14 protein-coding genes are annotated in these 13371 nt (G+C 68.9%); 5 read left to right on the top strand and 9 right to left on the bottom strand.

The genetic code is table 11. From position 1 onward, the window contains the following. Positions 1-6: 6 nt before the first annotated feature. The 3 genes from ACCO44_RS14795 to ACCO44_RS14785 all read right to left on the bottom strand — a co-directional run bounded on the left by ACCO44_RS14795 (position 7) and on the right by ACCO44_RS14785 (position 3701). Positions 7-1212, bottom strand: coding sequence for a homoserine O-acetyltransferase (locus ACCO44_RS14795; protein ID WP_372467124.1), 1206 nt, complete (start codon positions 1210-1212; stop codon positions 7-9). A 98-nt stretch (positions 1213-1310) separates the two neighbouring features. Further along, complete coding sequence (locus tag ACCO44_RS14790; protein WP_372467123.1) at positions 1311-2243, bottom strand: endonuclease/exonuclease/phosphatase family protein; 933 nt, start codon at positions 2241-2243, stop codon at positions 1311-1313. Positions 2244-2378: 135 nt separating this feature from the next. After that, on the bottom strand, positions 2379-3701 hold the full coding sequence (locus ACCO44_RS14785) for a bifunctional o-acetylhomoserine/o-acetylserine sulfhydrylase (RefSeq protein ID WP_372467122.1): 1323 nt from the start codon (positions 3699-3701) through the stop codon (positions 2379-2381). Positions 3702-3897: 196 nt separating this feature from the next. Here ACCO44_RS14785 and ACCO44_RS14780 point away from each other — a divergent pair, with 196 nt between their 5' ends. The 5 genes from ACCO44_RS14780 to ACCO44_RS14760 all read left to right on the top strand — a co-directional run bounded on the left by ACCO44_RS14780 (position 3898) and on the right by ACCO44_RS14760 (position 7312). Further along, positions 3898-4680, top strand: coding sequence for an SDR family oxidoreductase (locus tag ACCO44_RS14780; RefSeq protein ID WP_372467120.1), 783 nt, complete (start codon positions 3898-3900; stop codon positions 4678-4680). Positions 4681-4682: 2 nt separating this feature from the next. Then, positions 4683-5402, top strand: coding sequence for a uracil-DNA glycosylase (locus ACCO44_RS14775; RefSeq protein ID WP_262000734.1), 720 nt, complete (start codon positions 4683-4685; stop codon positions 5400-5402). Between the two features lie 166 nt (positions 5403-5568). Then, a complete protein-coding gene (locus ACCO44_RS14770) occupies positions 5569-6252 on the top strand; it encodes a hypothetical protein (protein ID WP_372467119.1) in 684 nt (227 codons plus the stop codon). After that, complete coding sequence (locus ACCO44_RS14765; RefSeq protein WP_372467118.1) at positions 6240-6629, top strand: hypothetical protein; 390 nt, start codon at positions 6240-6242, stop codon at positions 6627-6629. Before ACCO44_RS14770 ends, ACCO44_RS14765 begins: the two co-directional genes overlap by 13 nt. Before the next feature lie 71 nt (positions 6630-6700). After that, positions 6701-7312 carry a GNAT family N-acetyltransferase gene (locus tag ACCO44_RS14760; protein WP_262000737.1) on the top strand — a complete coding sequence of 204 codons (612 nt, stop codon included), beginning with the start codon at positions 6701-6703 and terminating at the stop codon, positions 7310-7312. A 25-nt stretch (positions 7313-7337) separates the two neighbouring features. Here the strand turns inward: ACCO44_RS14760 and ACCO44_RS14755 are convergent, their stop codons facing one another. From ACCO44_RS14755 to ACCO44_RS14730, 6 genes are all read right to left on the bottom strand, one after another. Continuing rightward, positions 7338-8147, bottom strand: coding sequence for an ABC transporter ATP-binding protein (locus tag ACCO44_RS14755; protein WP_372467116.1), 810 nt, complete (start codon positions 8145-8147; stop codon positions 7338-7340). Beyond that, on the bottom strand, positions 8144-8935 hold the full coding sequence (locus ACCO44_RS14750) for an ABC transporter ATP-binding protein (protein ID WP_105709697.1): 792 nt from the start codon (positions 8933-8935) through the stop codon (positions 8144-8146). Before ACCO44_RS14750 ends, ACCO44_RS14755 begins: the two co-directional genes overlap by 4 nt. Continuing rightward, entirely contained in the window at positions 8932-9801 is an 870-nt protein-coding gene (locus ACCO44_RS14745; protein ID WP_105709698.1) for an ABC transporter permease, read from the bottom strand. Before ACCO44_RS14745 ends, ACCO44_RS14750 begins: the two co-directional genes overlap by 4 nt. After that, a complete protein-coding gene (locus ACCO44_RS14740) occupies positions 9798-10748 on the bottom strand; it encodes an ABC transporter permease (protein ID WP_029261919.1) in 951 nt (316 codons plus the stop codon). The genes ACCO44_RS14745 and ACCO44_RS14740 overlap by 4 nt, the downstream gene beginning before the upstream one ends. Before the next feature lie 17 nt (positions 10749-10765). Then, on the bottom strand, positions 10766-12286 hold the full coding sequence (locus tag ACCO44_RS14735; RefSeq protein ID WP_372467114.1) for an ABC transporter substrate-binding protein: 1521 nt from the start codon (positions 12284-12286) through the stop codon (positions 10766-10768). A 92-nt stretch (positions 12287-12378) separates the two neighbouring features. Continuing rightward, the gene (locus ACCO44_RS14730) at positions 12379-13305 is read right to left on the bottom strand and encodes an alpha/beta fold hydrolase (protein ID WP_372469411.1); all 927 of its coding nucleotides are present in this window, start codon (positions 13303-13305) and stop codon (positions 12379-12381) included. Positions 13306-13371: the final 66 nt, after the last annotated feature.

Here is a 13371-nt window from a genome sequence, read left to right as displayed (position 1 = left end):
CGCGGATCAGCTCTCGAGCAGCCGCCGCAGGTTCGCGCCGACGACCTCGGTCTCGATGAGGAAGCCGTCGTGCCCGAAGTCGCTGGAGACCACCACGGCCTCCCCTTCGATCACGTTCCGGATGCTGCGGGCGATGCGCTGCTGTCCGTCGACGGGGAACAGGCGGTCGCTGTCGATACCGAGGACGAGCGTCGTGGCTGTGACCGCGTGCAGCGCCTCTTCGACACCGCCGCGCCCGCGGCCGACATCGTGCGAGTTCATGGCCTCGACGAGCGTGATGTAGCTGTTCGCGTCGAAGCGACGGGTGAACTTGTTGCCGTGGAAATCGAGGTACGACTCCACGGCGAAGCGCCCGCCGTGACCGAGAGGTGAGACATCCGACTGCCACGACCGCTGGAAGCGTTGGTTCAACTCGATCGGGCTGCGGTAGTTCAGCAGAGCCATCCGGCGTGCCAGCGCGAGTCCGCGGTGCGGGCCGTCGCCGTCTCCGAGGTCGTAGTACTCGCCGCCCTGGAACCGCGGGTCCATCCGGATGGTCTCGAGCTGCACGGTGTTCAGCGCGATCTGGTCGGCCGTCGTCACCGGGGGAGAGGAGAGCACGGCCAGCCGCTGCACGCGCTGGGGATGCGTCACCGCCCACTCCAGGGCATGCATGCCGCCCATGGATCCGCCGATGACCGCGGCCCAGCTGTCGATGCCCAGCGCGTCGGCGAGCCGCACCTGCGCCGCCACCTGGTCGCGGATCGTCAGGTAGGGGAAGCGTGATGCCCATTCGTAGCCGTCGGGGGCGACGCTCGCCGCGCCGGTCGACCCCTGGCAGCCGCCCAGCATGTTCGGAGCGATCACGAACCAGCGGTCGGTGTCGAGCGGCGCACCGGGGCCGGTGATGTCCTCCCACCACCCCACGGTCGGATGGCCGGAGCCGGCAGGACCCCGCACATGACTGTCGCCCGTGAGCGCATGCAGCACGAGGATCGCGTTGTCGCGAGCGGCATTCAGTTCGCCCCACGACTCGTAGGCGATGCGGATACCCGGCAGCTCCCGGCCGCTCTCGGTCGAGAAGGCGCCGAACGCCGCGAAACGCCTACCGCCGACCGGGTCGCCGTCGCGCCACGCGCCCGTCGCCGGTGGGCGGGCACGGAGCAGCCGGACGTCGGCCTCCGTCACGGGCGCCGACGGCACCGTGTCCTCGGAGGTCGTCTGCCAGTCCATGCTTCCATTGTCGCGTGGTCCAGGACCCACCGGTGGCAGGTTACGACCCGGTGTCGTGTCGCTGTGCGCGCGACGGCTCGGACGAAGGGGCGTGCGACTCAGCGCACGCGGGTCATCGTGGCGAGGTGGTCGCTGTTCCCGGCGCGTTGAGTGCTCGAGGCGACGACATCGAGTCCGCGGACGAACACCTGGTCGATCCGGACGAGCGGGAAGGCGGCGGGCCAGGTGAACCCGAGGGTGCCGTCGGTCGGCCGTGCCCAGTCCGCTTCCGCTCGCAGCGCAGCCAGGCTCGGGTCCGTCGACGGTGCGTTGAAGTCACCGACGACAACGAGTGCCGTGGCCGCGTCGGAGGCGACCTGCTCGGCGATGCCGTGCAGCATCGTGTCGCGGTCCTGCTGCTGTCCGGGGCGCACGGATGCGGCGTGCAGCACGTAGACGGCGACCGGGCCCGCGGGACTCTGTACCTCGACGCGGAGCGCGCGCTTCCAGCTGAGCCCGAGAGTGAGCGGTTCGGCACTCGCCAGGGGGTATCGACTCCACAGCGCCACCGTGCCGACCGTGTAGGAGTGCGGGTAGGCGTCGGCGAGCACCTCGCTCGCGGCGGAGAGGCTGTCGCCGTCGAGTTCGGTGAGGGCGATCACATCCGCCTCGCTCTGCGCGAGTTCTGCGGCGGAGGCGGCAGCGCTGCCGGAGTGCGCGCGCACGTTCTGGCTGGCGATCGTGAGTTCGCTCTGCGCACTGCCCGATCCGGGGAGTCCGGGGAACGCCGCGGCCATCGCGAGGAACCAGAGGAGCGTGGGCACCAGGAGGAGGACGATCACGCGCCGCGCGAGGAAGAGCGCGATGACCACGAGTGCGAGGAGGACGAGTCCGAGCCAGGGGAGGACGGCGGCGACGGCGGTGCCGATCACGCCAGGAACCCATCCGCACACGAGCAGGATCAGCACGGCGATGCCGGCGATCGCGAGACGGCGGGCGTGGCGCGTCGTGGTGCGTCGGGCGAGCGGTGGTCGGTGTTCGACGTCGATCATGCTCTCCTCACAGCGGGGATCCCATTCTCGACGGCCCCGCCTGTGGGTCGGCCGGGTGGTGCCCGGACCCCGCGAACGCGAGGATGCCCCGGACCGCGTGGTCCGAGGCATCCTCGTGGTGGTGCGTGTGGAACGTCAGGCGCGAGCAGCCTCCGACACGGCGCGTGCCGCGGCGAGAGCCTGGTCGAGGTCGGCCTTCAGGTCCTCGATGTTCTCGATACCCACGGAGAGGCGGACGAGGCCAGGCGTGACGCCCGCGGTGAGCTGCTGCTCGGGGGTGAGCTGCGCGTGCGTGGTCGACGCCGGGTGGATGACGAGCGAGCGGACGTCACCGATGTTGGCGAGGTGGCTGAACAGCGACAGGCTGTTCACGAACTCGCGTCCGGCCTCGACGCCGCCCTTGAGCTCGAACGACAGCACGGCGCCGACGCCCTTGGGAGCGTACTCGTTCGCCTTGGCGTACCAGGGCGAGGAGGGAAGGCCCGAGTAGTTGACGGTCGCGACGTCGTCACGGCTGTCGAGCCACTCTGCGATCTCCTGCGCGTTCTGCACGTGACGCTCGATGCGCAGCGACAGGGTCTCGATGCCCTGGATGAGGTTCCACGCGCTCTGCGGCGCGATGGCCGAGCCGAGGTCGCGCAGCAGCTGCACGCGGGCCTTGATGATGTAGGCGAGCGGGTCGCCGACCGCGGCGGTGTAGCTGGCACCGTGGTACGAGGGGTCCGGTACCGTGAGGCCCGGGAACTTGTCGACGTTCTTCGACCACTCGAACGTTCCGCCGTCGACGATGGCGCCGCCGATGGTGGTGCCGTGTCCGCCGAGGAACTTCGTGACCGAGTGCACGACGATGTCGGCGCCGAACTCGAACGGACGGATCAGGTACGGGGTGGCGATCGTGTTGTCGACGATCAGCGGGACGCCGGACTCGTGTGCGATGTCGGCGACGGCGCGGATGTCGAGGATGTTGATCTGCGGGTTGCCGATGGTCTCCGCGAAGAACAGTTTCGTGTTCGGGCGGACGGCGCGGCGCCACTCCTCGGCATCATCCTGGTTCTCGACGAAGGTGACCTCGATGCCGAGCTTGGCGAGGGTGTACTTGAAGAGGTTGTAGGTGCCGCCGTAGATCGAGCTCGAGGCGACGAAGTGGTCGCCGGCCTGAGCGATGTTGAGGATCGCGAAGGTCGAGGCTGCCTGGCCGCTGGCGAGCACGAGTGCGCCGGTGCCGCCTTCGAGCGCGGCGAGACGCTGCTCGAGCACGTCCTGCGTCGGGTTCTGGATGCGGGTGTAGATGTTGCCGAACTCCGCGAGGGCGAAGAGGTTGGCCGCATGGTCCGCGCTGTCGAACACGTACGACGTGGTCTGGTAGATCGGCGTGGCGCGGGCCTTCGTGACCGGGTCGGGGGCGGCGCCGGAGTGGATCTGCTTGGTCTCGAAGCGCCAGGACTCGGGTGCGGACATGATTTCCCCCAGGAGTGGTCGGAAGGTCGGATGGCGGATGCCGTTGCAGCGAGAGTACGGAACATCGGCCCGTGTCAACAACAACCGGGAAATGTGACGTAACACGGCGGAGGCCCGGAATCACGGGGGAGAGAGGGTTCTGCGACAGCCCCGTGCGGGACTCCGCAATCTCGGCGGAACATCGTACGGTGGAGGCATGGTGAACAGACGTGCAGTGGTGACAGGTGCGAGTTCGGGAATCGGCGCGGCGACGGTGCGCGCACTCCGGGCACGAGGATGGGATGTCGTCGGCGTCGCCCGACGTGAGGACCGTCTGTCTGCGCTCGCCGCGGAGACCGGTGCTTCGGCCATCGCGTGCGACCTGACCGACCCGGCAGCCGTCGATGCGCTGGTCTCGGAGCTCGAAGCGTCGGGACCGGTGCACGCGCTCGTGCAGGTGGCCGGCGGTGCCCGGGGGACCGACCGCATCGAGGATGCCTCGGTCGAGGACTGGCAGTGGATGTTCGACGCCAACGTGCTCGCGTCGCAGCGCCTCGTCGCCGGACTGCTCCCGCTGCTGCGCCGGGCTGCTGCGGCAGACGGCCACGCCGACACGCTCTTCGTGACCTCGACCGCCGCGCAGTCGGCGTATGCGGGCGGCGCCGGGTACAACGCCGCGAAGGCTGCCGAGGGCATGCTGGTGAAGGTCCTTCGTCAGGAGCTCAACGGCGAGCCGATCCGCGTCGTCGAGGTCGCGCCCGGCATGGTCCACACGGAGGAGTTCACGCTGAACCGCCTCGGTGGAGACGCCGTCGCCGCCGAGGCCGTCTACTCGGGGGTCGAAGCGCCTCTTCTCGCCGAAGACGTCGCCGACGTGATCGCCTATGCGCTGGAGTCGCCGGGACACGTCAACCTCGACCTGATCACGATGCGCCCGGTCGCGCAGTCGGCGCAGCACCTGCTCGCGCGCGGACCCCTGCGCGTGCGCTCCATCGACTGACGATGGCGCGGTCTCTCGCCGAGCTCGCCGCGGACGGGCGGATCGACGCGGGGTGGGCGGAGGCGCTCGCCCCGGTTCAGGACACCATCACCGAGCTCGGCGAGCGACTCCGCGCCGAGCAGGAGGCGGGGCACGGGTACCTGCCGTCCGGTGAGAACGTCCTTCGGGCCTTCCAGCGTCCGTTGGCGGATGTGCGGGTACTGATCACCGGACAGGACCCCTATCCGACGCCCGGCCACCCGATCGGTCTGTCTTTCGCGGTCGATCGCGATGTGCGCCCGCTGCCGCGCAGCCTCACCAACATCTACAAGGAGCGGGAGAGCGACATCGGGATCCCGCCGGCGCCACACGGCGATCTCACTGCGTGGAGCGATCAAGGCGTGCTCCTGCTCAACCGCGTGCTCACCGTGCGGCCCGGTGCCGCCGCCTCGCACCGCGGCTGGGGGTGGGAGAAGGTCACCGAGCTCGCGATCCGGACGCTCGTCGCCCGTGATCAGCCGCTCGTTGCGGTGCTGTGGGGGAAGGACGCCGCGAACCTGCAGCCGATGCTGGGTTCGACGCCGATCATCGCCTCGGCGCATCCGTCTCCGCTGTCCGCCAGCCGGGGCTTCTTCGGCTCCCGCCCGTTCTCGCGCGTGAACCACCTCCTCGTGGAGCAGAGTGCCGACGCGATCGACTGGCGGGTGGGGGGCGAGCCTGCGGAGCACGACCGTTTGATTTAGGCGCTCCCTTCCGGGGGGAGTGTCGGTCGCGCTGAGCGCGTCAGGGACGAACGGTGTGTCAGCGTCGTGGCAGTATCCGAGTCTTCTCGGGCACACGCTGGTGACCGGTGACGGGGCTGGCCACGGGGCACTGCAGCTTTACGAACCGTTCGGTCAGCCGTTGGATATGACCACGTTCGCGATCGGCACTATCGCCGCCAATGCCGCCGGGCAGAACGATGGCGCGAGCGGATGGCATCAGGGCGCGCGGAAGCCGGTTGAAGCGGAATCAACTGTCCTGATGATCGAGATGGGGGCGAGGCTCTATGTGCCGGCCCTCGGTCGATTCCTTCAGGTCGACCCCGTCGAGGGCGGCGTCGACAACGACTACGTCTGGCCGACAGATCCCATCGGGATGAGTGATCTTTCTGGTAAGGCATGGGACTGGGGCCTAACACTCGAGATCGGGCTGACGGTGTTGTCGGCGGCGCTTCTGGTGACAGGCGTTGGGGCACCGCTGGCCGGCGCGTTGCTGGTTGCTAGAGCGGCGACGTTCGCGGTGCGCGCGGCTAAAGTGGTGAAAGACGTGGTGCAAACAACCCAGATCGTTGTTCGCGCTTCTCGGTATACGCGCGGTGTAGCTGGCGCGGCCCGAGAGATGGTCGCGTCCCCCCGCGCTGCTAGTTGGGCAGGGCGTGCCTGGTCGCAGGGCGCGAAAGCGAGCGAGCGTCTATCAAGTCACGCAACTCGCATGCGCACTGGTCCGAGCGGGCGTTGGGTGCGCGGACCAGGCGTCAGTCAGACTGGAAGGATCAAGGTGAATTTTGGGCGGAACGGAGTTCGCTGGAACTTCCACGTGTGGCTGCAATGAGCGGGGTAACGGGTTCGACCGCAGATGCAGTGACGCGCATCCTCGCTGGTGGTGCCATCGGTTTTTCTCGCACTGCGGACTGGGGGCCGTTCTACCTGAAGTTCGTGACCGAGTCGCGGCCGCAAGACGTCTTGATCGAGGTGACGTTCAACCCGGAGTTCGTCGTGCTCGATCCACCGCATCCGACTGATGTCCTGGTCTTCTGGGGCGATCGAAGCGAAGTGAGCGAGCGGGTATCTGCGCTTCTGGCGGAGTTCGTCGTGGAACTGTGCCCCCTGCCGCAAGAGAAAGAGGCTGATTCGTATCTCTTCCGAACCGATGCAGATGAGGTGCAAGTCATCGACCCCGAGTCGCCGTGGCGGTTCACAGATCATTAGCGTGATCGCGCGTGCGGCACCCAGAAGTCCGGATCTACCGCCGCGGAACGTGCTCCCAATAGGCTGAGCGCATGCAGTTCGAACCGGGGGATCGCCGCCGTGTCCTCCCGCGCCACCTCCGCCCCGAGGTCGCGCCCGAGGTCTTCTCGTACACGATCCGTGTGGTGCGTCCGGCGGACCTGCCTCACGTCCGCGAGATCTACAACCATTTCGTGAGCAACTCGGCGGTGACGCTCGACGAGCGGCGCAGCAGCATCCCGTACTGGCGCGACAAGTACGCGCTGCTCACCCGCCTGGAGCTGCCGTTCCTCGTGGCGGTCTCGCCGGCCGGCGTGGTGATGGGATACGCGCTCGCGCAGCCCTGGGCCGGCAAGAACGCCTACAAGTACACCGTCGAGGACTCGATCTACCTCGGTCCGGGCGCGGGCGGGAAGGGACTCGGCGCGGCCCTGCTGCAGGCGCTCATCGATGCCTGCGAGCAGATCGGTCTGCGCGAGATGGTCGCGGTGATCAGCGACAGCGGGGCGGAGGCATCGATCCGGCTGCACGAGAAGCTGGGGTTCGTCGAAGCCGGCCGCATGGGCCGGGTCGGATACAAGTTCGGCCGCGACCTCGGCACGGTGTACATGCGGCGTGTGCTCAAGCCCACCGGACGTCGTCGGAGGCTCTTCGGCGCGCGCTGACGACGGACCCGAGTTTCGCGGCAGCTCAGTCGCCGGAGGGGCGAGGGGGAGCGGCCGGGATCACCGGGATCGCCGCGAGCAGCGTCTTCGTGTAGTCCTCCGTGGGGTGCAGCAGCACATCCTGCGTCGAACCTCGCTCGACGATGTGGCTGTCCTTCATCACGACGACCGCGTCGCACAGGTTCTGCACCACGCCGATGTCGTGCGACACCAGCAGCAGGGTGAGATCGGTCGTGCGGCGGAGCTCGATCAGCAGCTCGAGGATCTGTGCGCGCACCGTCACGTCGAGGGCGGAGAGCGGCTCGTCGCCGACGAGGATTCGGGGGCGATGCACGATCGCCCGCGCGAGCGCGATCCGCTGTCGCTGGCCGCCCGAGAACTCGTGTGGATAACGGTCGCCCATCTCGGGCTCGAGCCCGACCTGCGCCAGCACTTCGCGTACTCGCGCCCGGTGGTCTCCCTCGATGCCGAGCGCCCACAGCGGCTCTCGCACGATCTGTCCGGCCGTCATGCGCGGGTCCAGCGACGCGTACGGATCCTGGAAGACGAGTCCGGTCTCGCGCCGCAGCCAGTGCAGCGACTTCGCGGATCCCGTGGCGTCTACGGGGCGTCCGTCGATCGACACGGTCCCGGACGTGGGGCGGTCGAGACCGAGTATCAGTCGGACCAGCGTGGACTTTCCCGACCCCGACTCGCCGATGATCCCCACGGATGAACCCTCGACGACATCGAGGTCGGTCGCCGCCAGCGCCGTCTGCGTGCGCGTGCGCTCGAATGCGGTCCGCTTCGGGACGATGAAGTCCCGGCGGAGTCCCCGTGCCTCGATCAGGCTCATGCCGCACCGCCGTCCGGCCGCCAGAGAGTCGCGGTGGCGTCCCGCAGCAGACCCTGGGTGATCGGCGAGGCCGGAGTCGACAGCAGCGTCGAGACGGCGGCGGCCTCGACGACGCGTCCGTGCTCGAGCACCACGCCCTCGGTCGCGACCTGCGCGAGCACGGCGAGGTCGTGGGTGATGAACACGAGCGACATCCCCTCGTCGGCGACGAGCGCGAGCAGCAGGGAGAGGATCTCGGCCTGGATCGTGACGTCGAGCGCCGTGGTCGGCTCGTCGGCGATGAGTAGCCGCGGGCGGCACGCGAGTGCCATGGCGATCGCGACGCGCTGCCGCTGCCCGCCCGAGAGCTGGTGCGGATAGCGGTCCACGATCGTCTCGGGATCGGGGAGCCGTACGCGTGCCGCTTCCGCGATCGCGCGCTCCCGGGCTTCCCGACGACCGAGTCCCTCGTGGATGCGGATGGACTCCGCGATCTGCCGACCCACCGTCCGGATGGGGTTGAGCGCCGTCCGGGGCTCCTGGAACACGATGCCGATGTCGTCCCCGCGGAGCTTCGCCAGTTCGCGATCCGGCATCCCGATCAGCTCGATGCCGTTCCAGCGGATGCTGCCGCTGGCCGTCGCGCCGTCGGGGAGCAGCCCGAGGACCGCGAGCGCGGTGAGAGACTTGCCCGATCCCGACTCGCCGATCAGTCCGAGTCGCGCACCGTCGGGTACCTCGAACGAGATCCCGTCGACGACGCGACGCCCGTCGATCTCGATCACCAGATTGCCCACAGACAGGCTCATGCGACCACTCCCGGCGTGTGGACCTCGGCGGCGCGATGCCGCAGGGTCGGATCCGTCGCCTCGCGCAGTCCGTCGCCGAGGAGGTTGAGCGCGAGCACCGTGATCGTGATCGCGAGCCCCGGCCAGATCACCGACAGCGGATGCACGCCGATGTAGCGCTGGAGATCGGCGAGCAGGAGCCCCCAGCTCGGCTCGACCACCGACGCGCCGAATCCGAGGTACGACAGACCGGCCTCGGCGAGCACGGCGACGGCCATGGACCAGGAGAGCTGCACGATGAAGACCGGGGCGACGTTCGGCAGCAGGTGTCGCACGAGGCTCTGTGTGGGCGTGAGACCTGCGGCGCGGGCGGCGAGCACGAAGTCGCTCTGCTGCACCCGGCGCAGCTCGGGCCGGGTGACACGGGCGATGTTCACGCCGAAGCCGATCCCCACGGCCCAGATCACGACCCAGAGCGACCCGCCCCAGACGGACGAGATCATCATGGCGATCAGCAGCACGGGGAAGGCGATCAGGATGTCGACGAGAACCGCGACGGCCTCACGCACCCACCGTGCGGTGAGGGCGCCGAGGGCTGCCAGGGCGATGCCGACGAGCGTGGCCACGATTCCCGCGCCGACGCTGACGAAGACGGTCGTGCGCGCGCCCGCCATCAGCAGGCTCAGGATGTCGCGGCCGGTGTCGTCGGTGCCGAGCAGGTGCGGCCAAGTCGGCGGCAACCAGCGGTCGCCGATGTCCGACGCCTGCGGGTCGAACGGGGTCCAGAACAGCGCCACGATCGCGGTCAGGGCGATCACGACGACGACGATGATCCCGAAGCGCCCCGTCGGGGTGCCCCAGAGTCGGCCGAGCCAGCGCGGCGTCATGCGGCCTCCCGCTGTCGAGGATCGATGGCGCGGTGCAGCAGGTCGACGACGAAGCCCACGACCAGCACGAAGCCGGTGAGCACGAGGAGCTCGCTCTGCACCTTGATGAGGTCGCGGGTGCCGACGTCGGCGACCAGCATCCGTCCGATCCCGGGGAGGGTGAAAAGCTGCTCGATGATGACGGATCCGACGATGATCCCGGCGACCTGGAGTCCGAGCACCGTGATGATCGACAGTCCCACCGCAGGGATACCGTGCTGGATGAGCGCGCGGGTGCGGGTGAGTCCCTTCGCCGCGGCCGTGCGGACGAAGTCCTGTCCCGCGGCCTGCAGGGTCGCGCTGCGCACGAAGCGCATGAGCATGGCCCCCTCCACCACGCCGATCGTCAGCGCGGGGAGGAGCAGCGACTCGATCGCACGCCCGGGCGTCGACCAGCCGGTGCGGGGGAACCCCTGCGGCGGGAGCCAGCCGAGCCAGACCGAGAACACGACGATGAGCATCATGCCGGCCCACACGACGGGCACGGCGGCCAGCGTCTGGGCGCCGACGCTGAGGGCGGTGCCGGTGCGGCGGCCGCGCAGGAGGGCGGCGAGGATCCCGAACGGCACCGCGATGAGCACGGCGATGAGCAGCGACATGATGCCGAGGGGCACGGTGACCTGGGCCTTGAGCAGCAGTTCCTCGCCCACCGAGGCGCCAGAGAGCAGCGAGGTGCCGAGGTCGCCCCGGAAGATGCCTCCGATCCAGTCGGTGTACTGCGCGAGCAGCGGCTGGTTCAGCCCGAGCGACTCCCGGAGCGCGTCGACCTCGGCGGGGGAGGCCTGCGTGCCGGCGATCAGCTGAGCGACATCTCCCGGGAAGACCCGGAGGGTGAGGAAGATGAGCACGCTCGACACGAGGAGCCCTGCGATGAGCAGGGCTCCTCGGACGAGCGCGTAGCGGATCACGGAGGGGTGACCGCTTGCTACTTCTCTGCGGAGACGGTCACGCCGGCGAGGTTGATCCGGGAGTTGATCGAGTCCTCGGGGAATCCGGCGACGATCGGTGCCACGGCCGTGATGGTCTCGCCGTTGTACAGCCAGTCGGCAGCGTGGTCCTCCGACACGATGCGCGCGGCCTGCGCCAGCAGCTCGGCGGACTTGTCGGGGTCCACCTCGGCCAGAGCCTTGGAGTACAGGTCCTGCACCTCGGCGTTGTCGTAACCGAAGTAGTAGTCGGGGTTGGCGAAGTTGCCGAAGTCGCGCGGCTCGACGTGCAGCACGAAGCTGAGGTCGTAGTCCTTGTTCGTGTACACGTCTTCGAGCCAGGTCGGGAACTCGACCGAGTTGACGTCGAGGGCGACGCCGACCTTCTTGAAGTCGGAGATCAGCACTTTGGGCACCGTCGTCCCGTAGAACGCGGGGATCGTGAGGGTGAGCTCCAGGTCTTCCTGGCCGGCTTCGGCGAGCAGCTCCTTGGCCTTCTCCGGGTCGTACGAGATCACGTCCGACAGGTCTTCGTAGCCGGGGTCGAGCTCGGGGATCGGGCCGAACAGCGTCGTGCCCGCGCCGACCGCCTCGATGAGGGCATCGTGGTCGATGGCCAGGCGGAGTGCCTCGCGCACGCGGACGTCGTCGAGCGGCGCCTTCTTGTTGTTGAACGCCAGTGTGGCCTTGTCGGTGGTGCGGCCCTTCGTCAGCGCGAACTCTCCGGAGTCCTCGAGCTGCGGCGCGAGGTTGGGATCGACGGCGGTGAGCACCTCGACGTCGCCGGCGAGTGCGGCGTTGACGCCCGCCGTGAAGTCCGGGATGTACTGGAATTCGACCTGCGCGACACCGGCCGGGTCTCCCCAGTACTCGTCGTTGCGGGCGAAGGTGATGGTGCTGCCCTTGTTCCAGCGAGTCAGCGTGAACGGTCCGGTGCCGTTCTCGGCCGACTTCAGGTCGGTGGTGTCACCGGTCTTGAAGACCAGCCCCGCCGGACCCGTCAGGGCGAACAGGAAGTTCTGGTTCGGCTCGGTGAGCACGATCTGCACCGTGGTGGCATCCGGCGCCGTGATCGACGAGACCGCTGCGAAGTCGGCGTTCCCCTGCACGGTGGCGTCCGTGCGGACGGTCTCGTACGAGGAGACGACGTCGGCGGAGGTGAGCGGGGTGCCGTCGTGGAAGAGGATGCCCTCGCCGAGGGTGAAGGTGTAGGTCAACCCGTCGTCGGAGACCTCGTAGTCCGTGGCGAGTCGCCCTTCGATCTCGTTGTCCTGCGTGCGGGTGACGAGGCCCTCGTAGATGTTGTCGATGAGGATCTGCTCGAGAGCTGCGCCGCTGGTGTGCCGGATGTCGAGGTTGGTCGGTTCGAGGACCAGTCCGACGTGCAGGGTGGCGTCGGGGTCGGGCTCGCCGGCGCTCTCGGAAGGGCTGGGCGCAGGGGAGCCGGCGCAGGCGCTGAGTATGACGGCGGTGGCCGCGAGCGCGGAGATCAGCGCGAGGCGTCGGGTGCGTCGGAACATGGGCGTTTCCTCTCGGTGCGGCAGTTGCTGTGTGCCGTTGTGTCGAGCCTAGAGTTGCGTGGCAGGGTGCGGGTCGGGTGTGGAACGGAAGGTCATATTCCGCGAACGGTGGATGCGGCGGCGATGAGGGCGGCCAGCTCGACCGGTGCGGTTTCCTGCACGTTGTGCGTCGCGTCCAGACTCACGACGCGGGCTGCGGGGACACGCCGCTGGAAGTCTGCGGCATCGGCCTCGCTGACGAACCCGCGGGCGGCGCGCACCAGGGTGATCGGGGCGCTCACCCCGGACAGGTCGTCCCACCCGGTCTCGTGCAGGACCGACGGTGCGGTGGCCGAACCCGGATCGTGCGCGGCGAGCGCGTGTGCGGCGAGGTGTGCGAAGTGGTGCTTCCACTCCACCCGTCCATCGGGTCGCACGCGGGTGTTGAGGAAGACGCCGCGCTCGGTCTCGGGACGGCTGCCGCCGAAGCCGAGCGACATCGCCTTGTCGACGAGTTCGTCCCGGGAGGCGAAGTCCGTGGGGCCGGCGTAGAACTCGCGCAGCGCGGCCGGTCCGGCGGTGACGTCGATGCCGGGGGTGATGTCGACGATCACGAGCTCGGAGACCAGATCGGGTCGGGAAGCGGCGAGGGCGGCGCCGGTGAGTCCGCCGAGCGACTGTCCGACGACGACCTGCGGCTGTGAGGTCCAGGCGTCGAGGGACTCTGCGACATCGCGTGCGAGGGTGCGCGGCGTGTAGTCGACGTCGTCCCGCCAGGAGGAGTCGCCGTGGCCGGCCAGGTCGATGGCGAGCAGCGGACGCTGGAGCGCGAGGGTGGTGGTGTCCCACGTGTGCGCGTTCAGGCCCGCGCCGTGCAGCAGTGTGACCTGCGGCTCCGCCCCACCGAACCGCAGAGCGCTCACCGAGCGTCCATCGGCGAGGGGGAGGGTGAGGCGCTCCACTTCCGGGAGCGGAACGCCGAGCGCTTCGGCCTGTGCGGGAAGATAGCTGAACTCGCTGATGTCGATCGCCACGTGGATATTCTGCTCCTCCGCGATGATGCAGGAGAAATGCTGGAGCAATGCGACAAGCGAGAACCCGGAATC

This window comes from Microbacterium maritypicum (genome assembly GCF_041529975.1).
In the GTDB taxonomy this organism is placed as follows: domain Bacteria; phylum Actinomycetota; class Actinomycetes; order Actinomycetales; family Microbacteriaceae; genus Microbacterium.
This window is presented reverse-complemented; position numbering and strand designations above follow the sequence as displayed.

Excerpts from the sequence above, each read along its gene's own strand:
- ACCO44_RS14735 (WP_372467114.1), bottom strand. The coding sequence starts at position 12,286 with ATGTTCCGACGCACCCGACGCCTCGCGCTGATCTCCGCGCTCGCGGCC.
- ACCO44_RS14745 (WP_105709698.1), bottom strand. The coding sequence starts at position 9,801 with ATGACGCCGCGCTGGCTCGGCCGACTCTGGGGCACCCCGACGGGGCGC.
- ACCO44_RS14755 (WP_372467116.1), bottom strand. The coding sequence starts at position 8,147 with ATGAGCCTGATCGAGGCACGGGGACTCCGCCGGGACTTCATCGTCCCG.
- ACCO44_RS14750 (WP_105709697.1), bottom strand. The coding sequence starts at position 8,935 with ATGAGCCTGTCTGTGGGCAATCTGGTGATCGAGATCGACGGGCGTCGC.
- ACCO44_RS14795 (WP_372467124.1), bottom strand. The coding sequence starts at position 1,212 with ATGGACTGGCAGACGACCTCCGAGGACACGGTGCCGTCGGCGCCCGTG.
- ACCO44_RS14785 (WP_372467122.1), bottom strand. The coding sequence starts at position 3,701 with ATGTCCGCACCCGAGTCCTGGCGCTTCGAGACCAAGCAGATCCACTCC.
- ACCO44_RS14780 (WP_372467120.1), top strand. The coding sequence starts at position 3,898 with ATGGTGAACAGACGTGCAGTGGTGACAGGTGCGAGTTCGGGAATCGGC.
- ACCO44_RS14770 (WP_372467119.1), top strand. The coding sequence starts at position 5,569 with ATGACCACGTTCGCGATCGGCACTATCGCCGCCAATGCCGCCGGGCAG.
- ACCO44_RS14775 (WP_262000734.1), top strand. The coding sequence starts at position 4,683 with ATGGCGCGGTCTCTCGCCGAGCTCGCCGCGGACGGGCGGATCGACGCG.
- ACCO44_RS14760 (WP_262000737.1), top strand. The coding sequence starts at position 6,701 with ATGCAGTTCGAACCGGGGGATCGCCGCCGTGTCCTCCCGCGCCACCTC.
- ACCO44_RS14790 (WP_372467123.1), bottom strand. The coding sequence starts at position 2,243 with ATGATCGACGTCGAACACCGACCACCGCTCGCCCGACGCACCACGACG.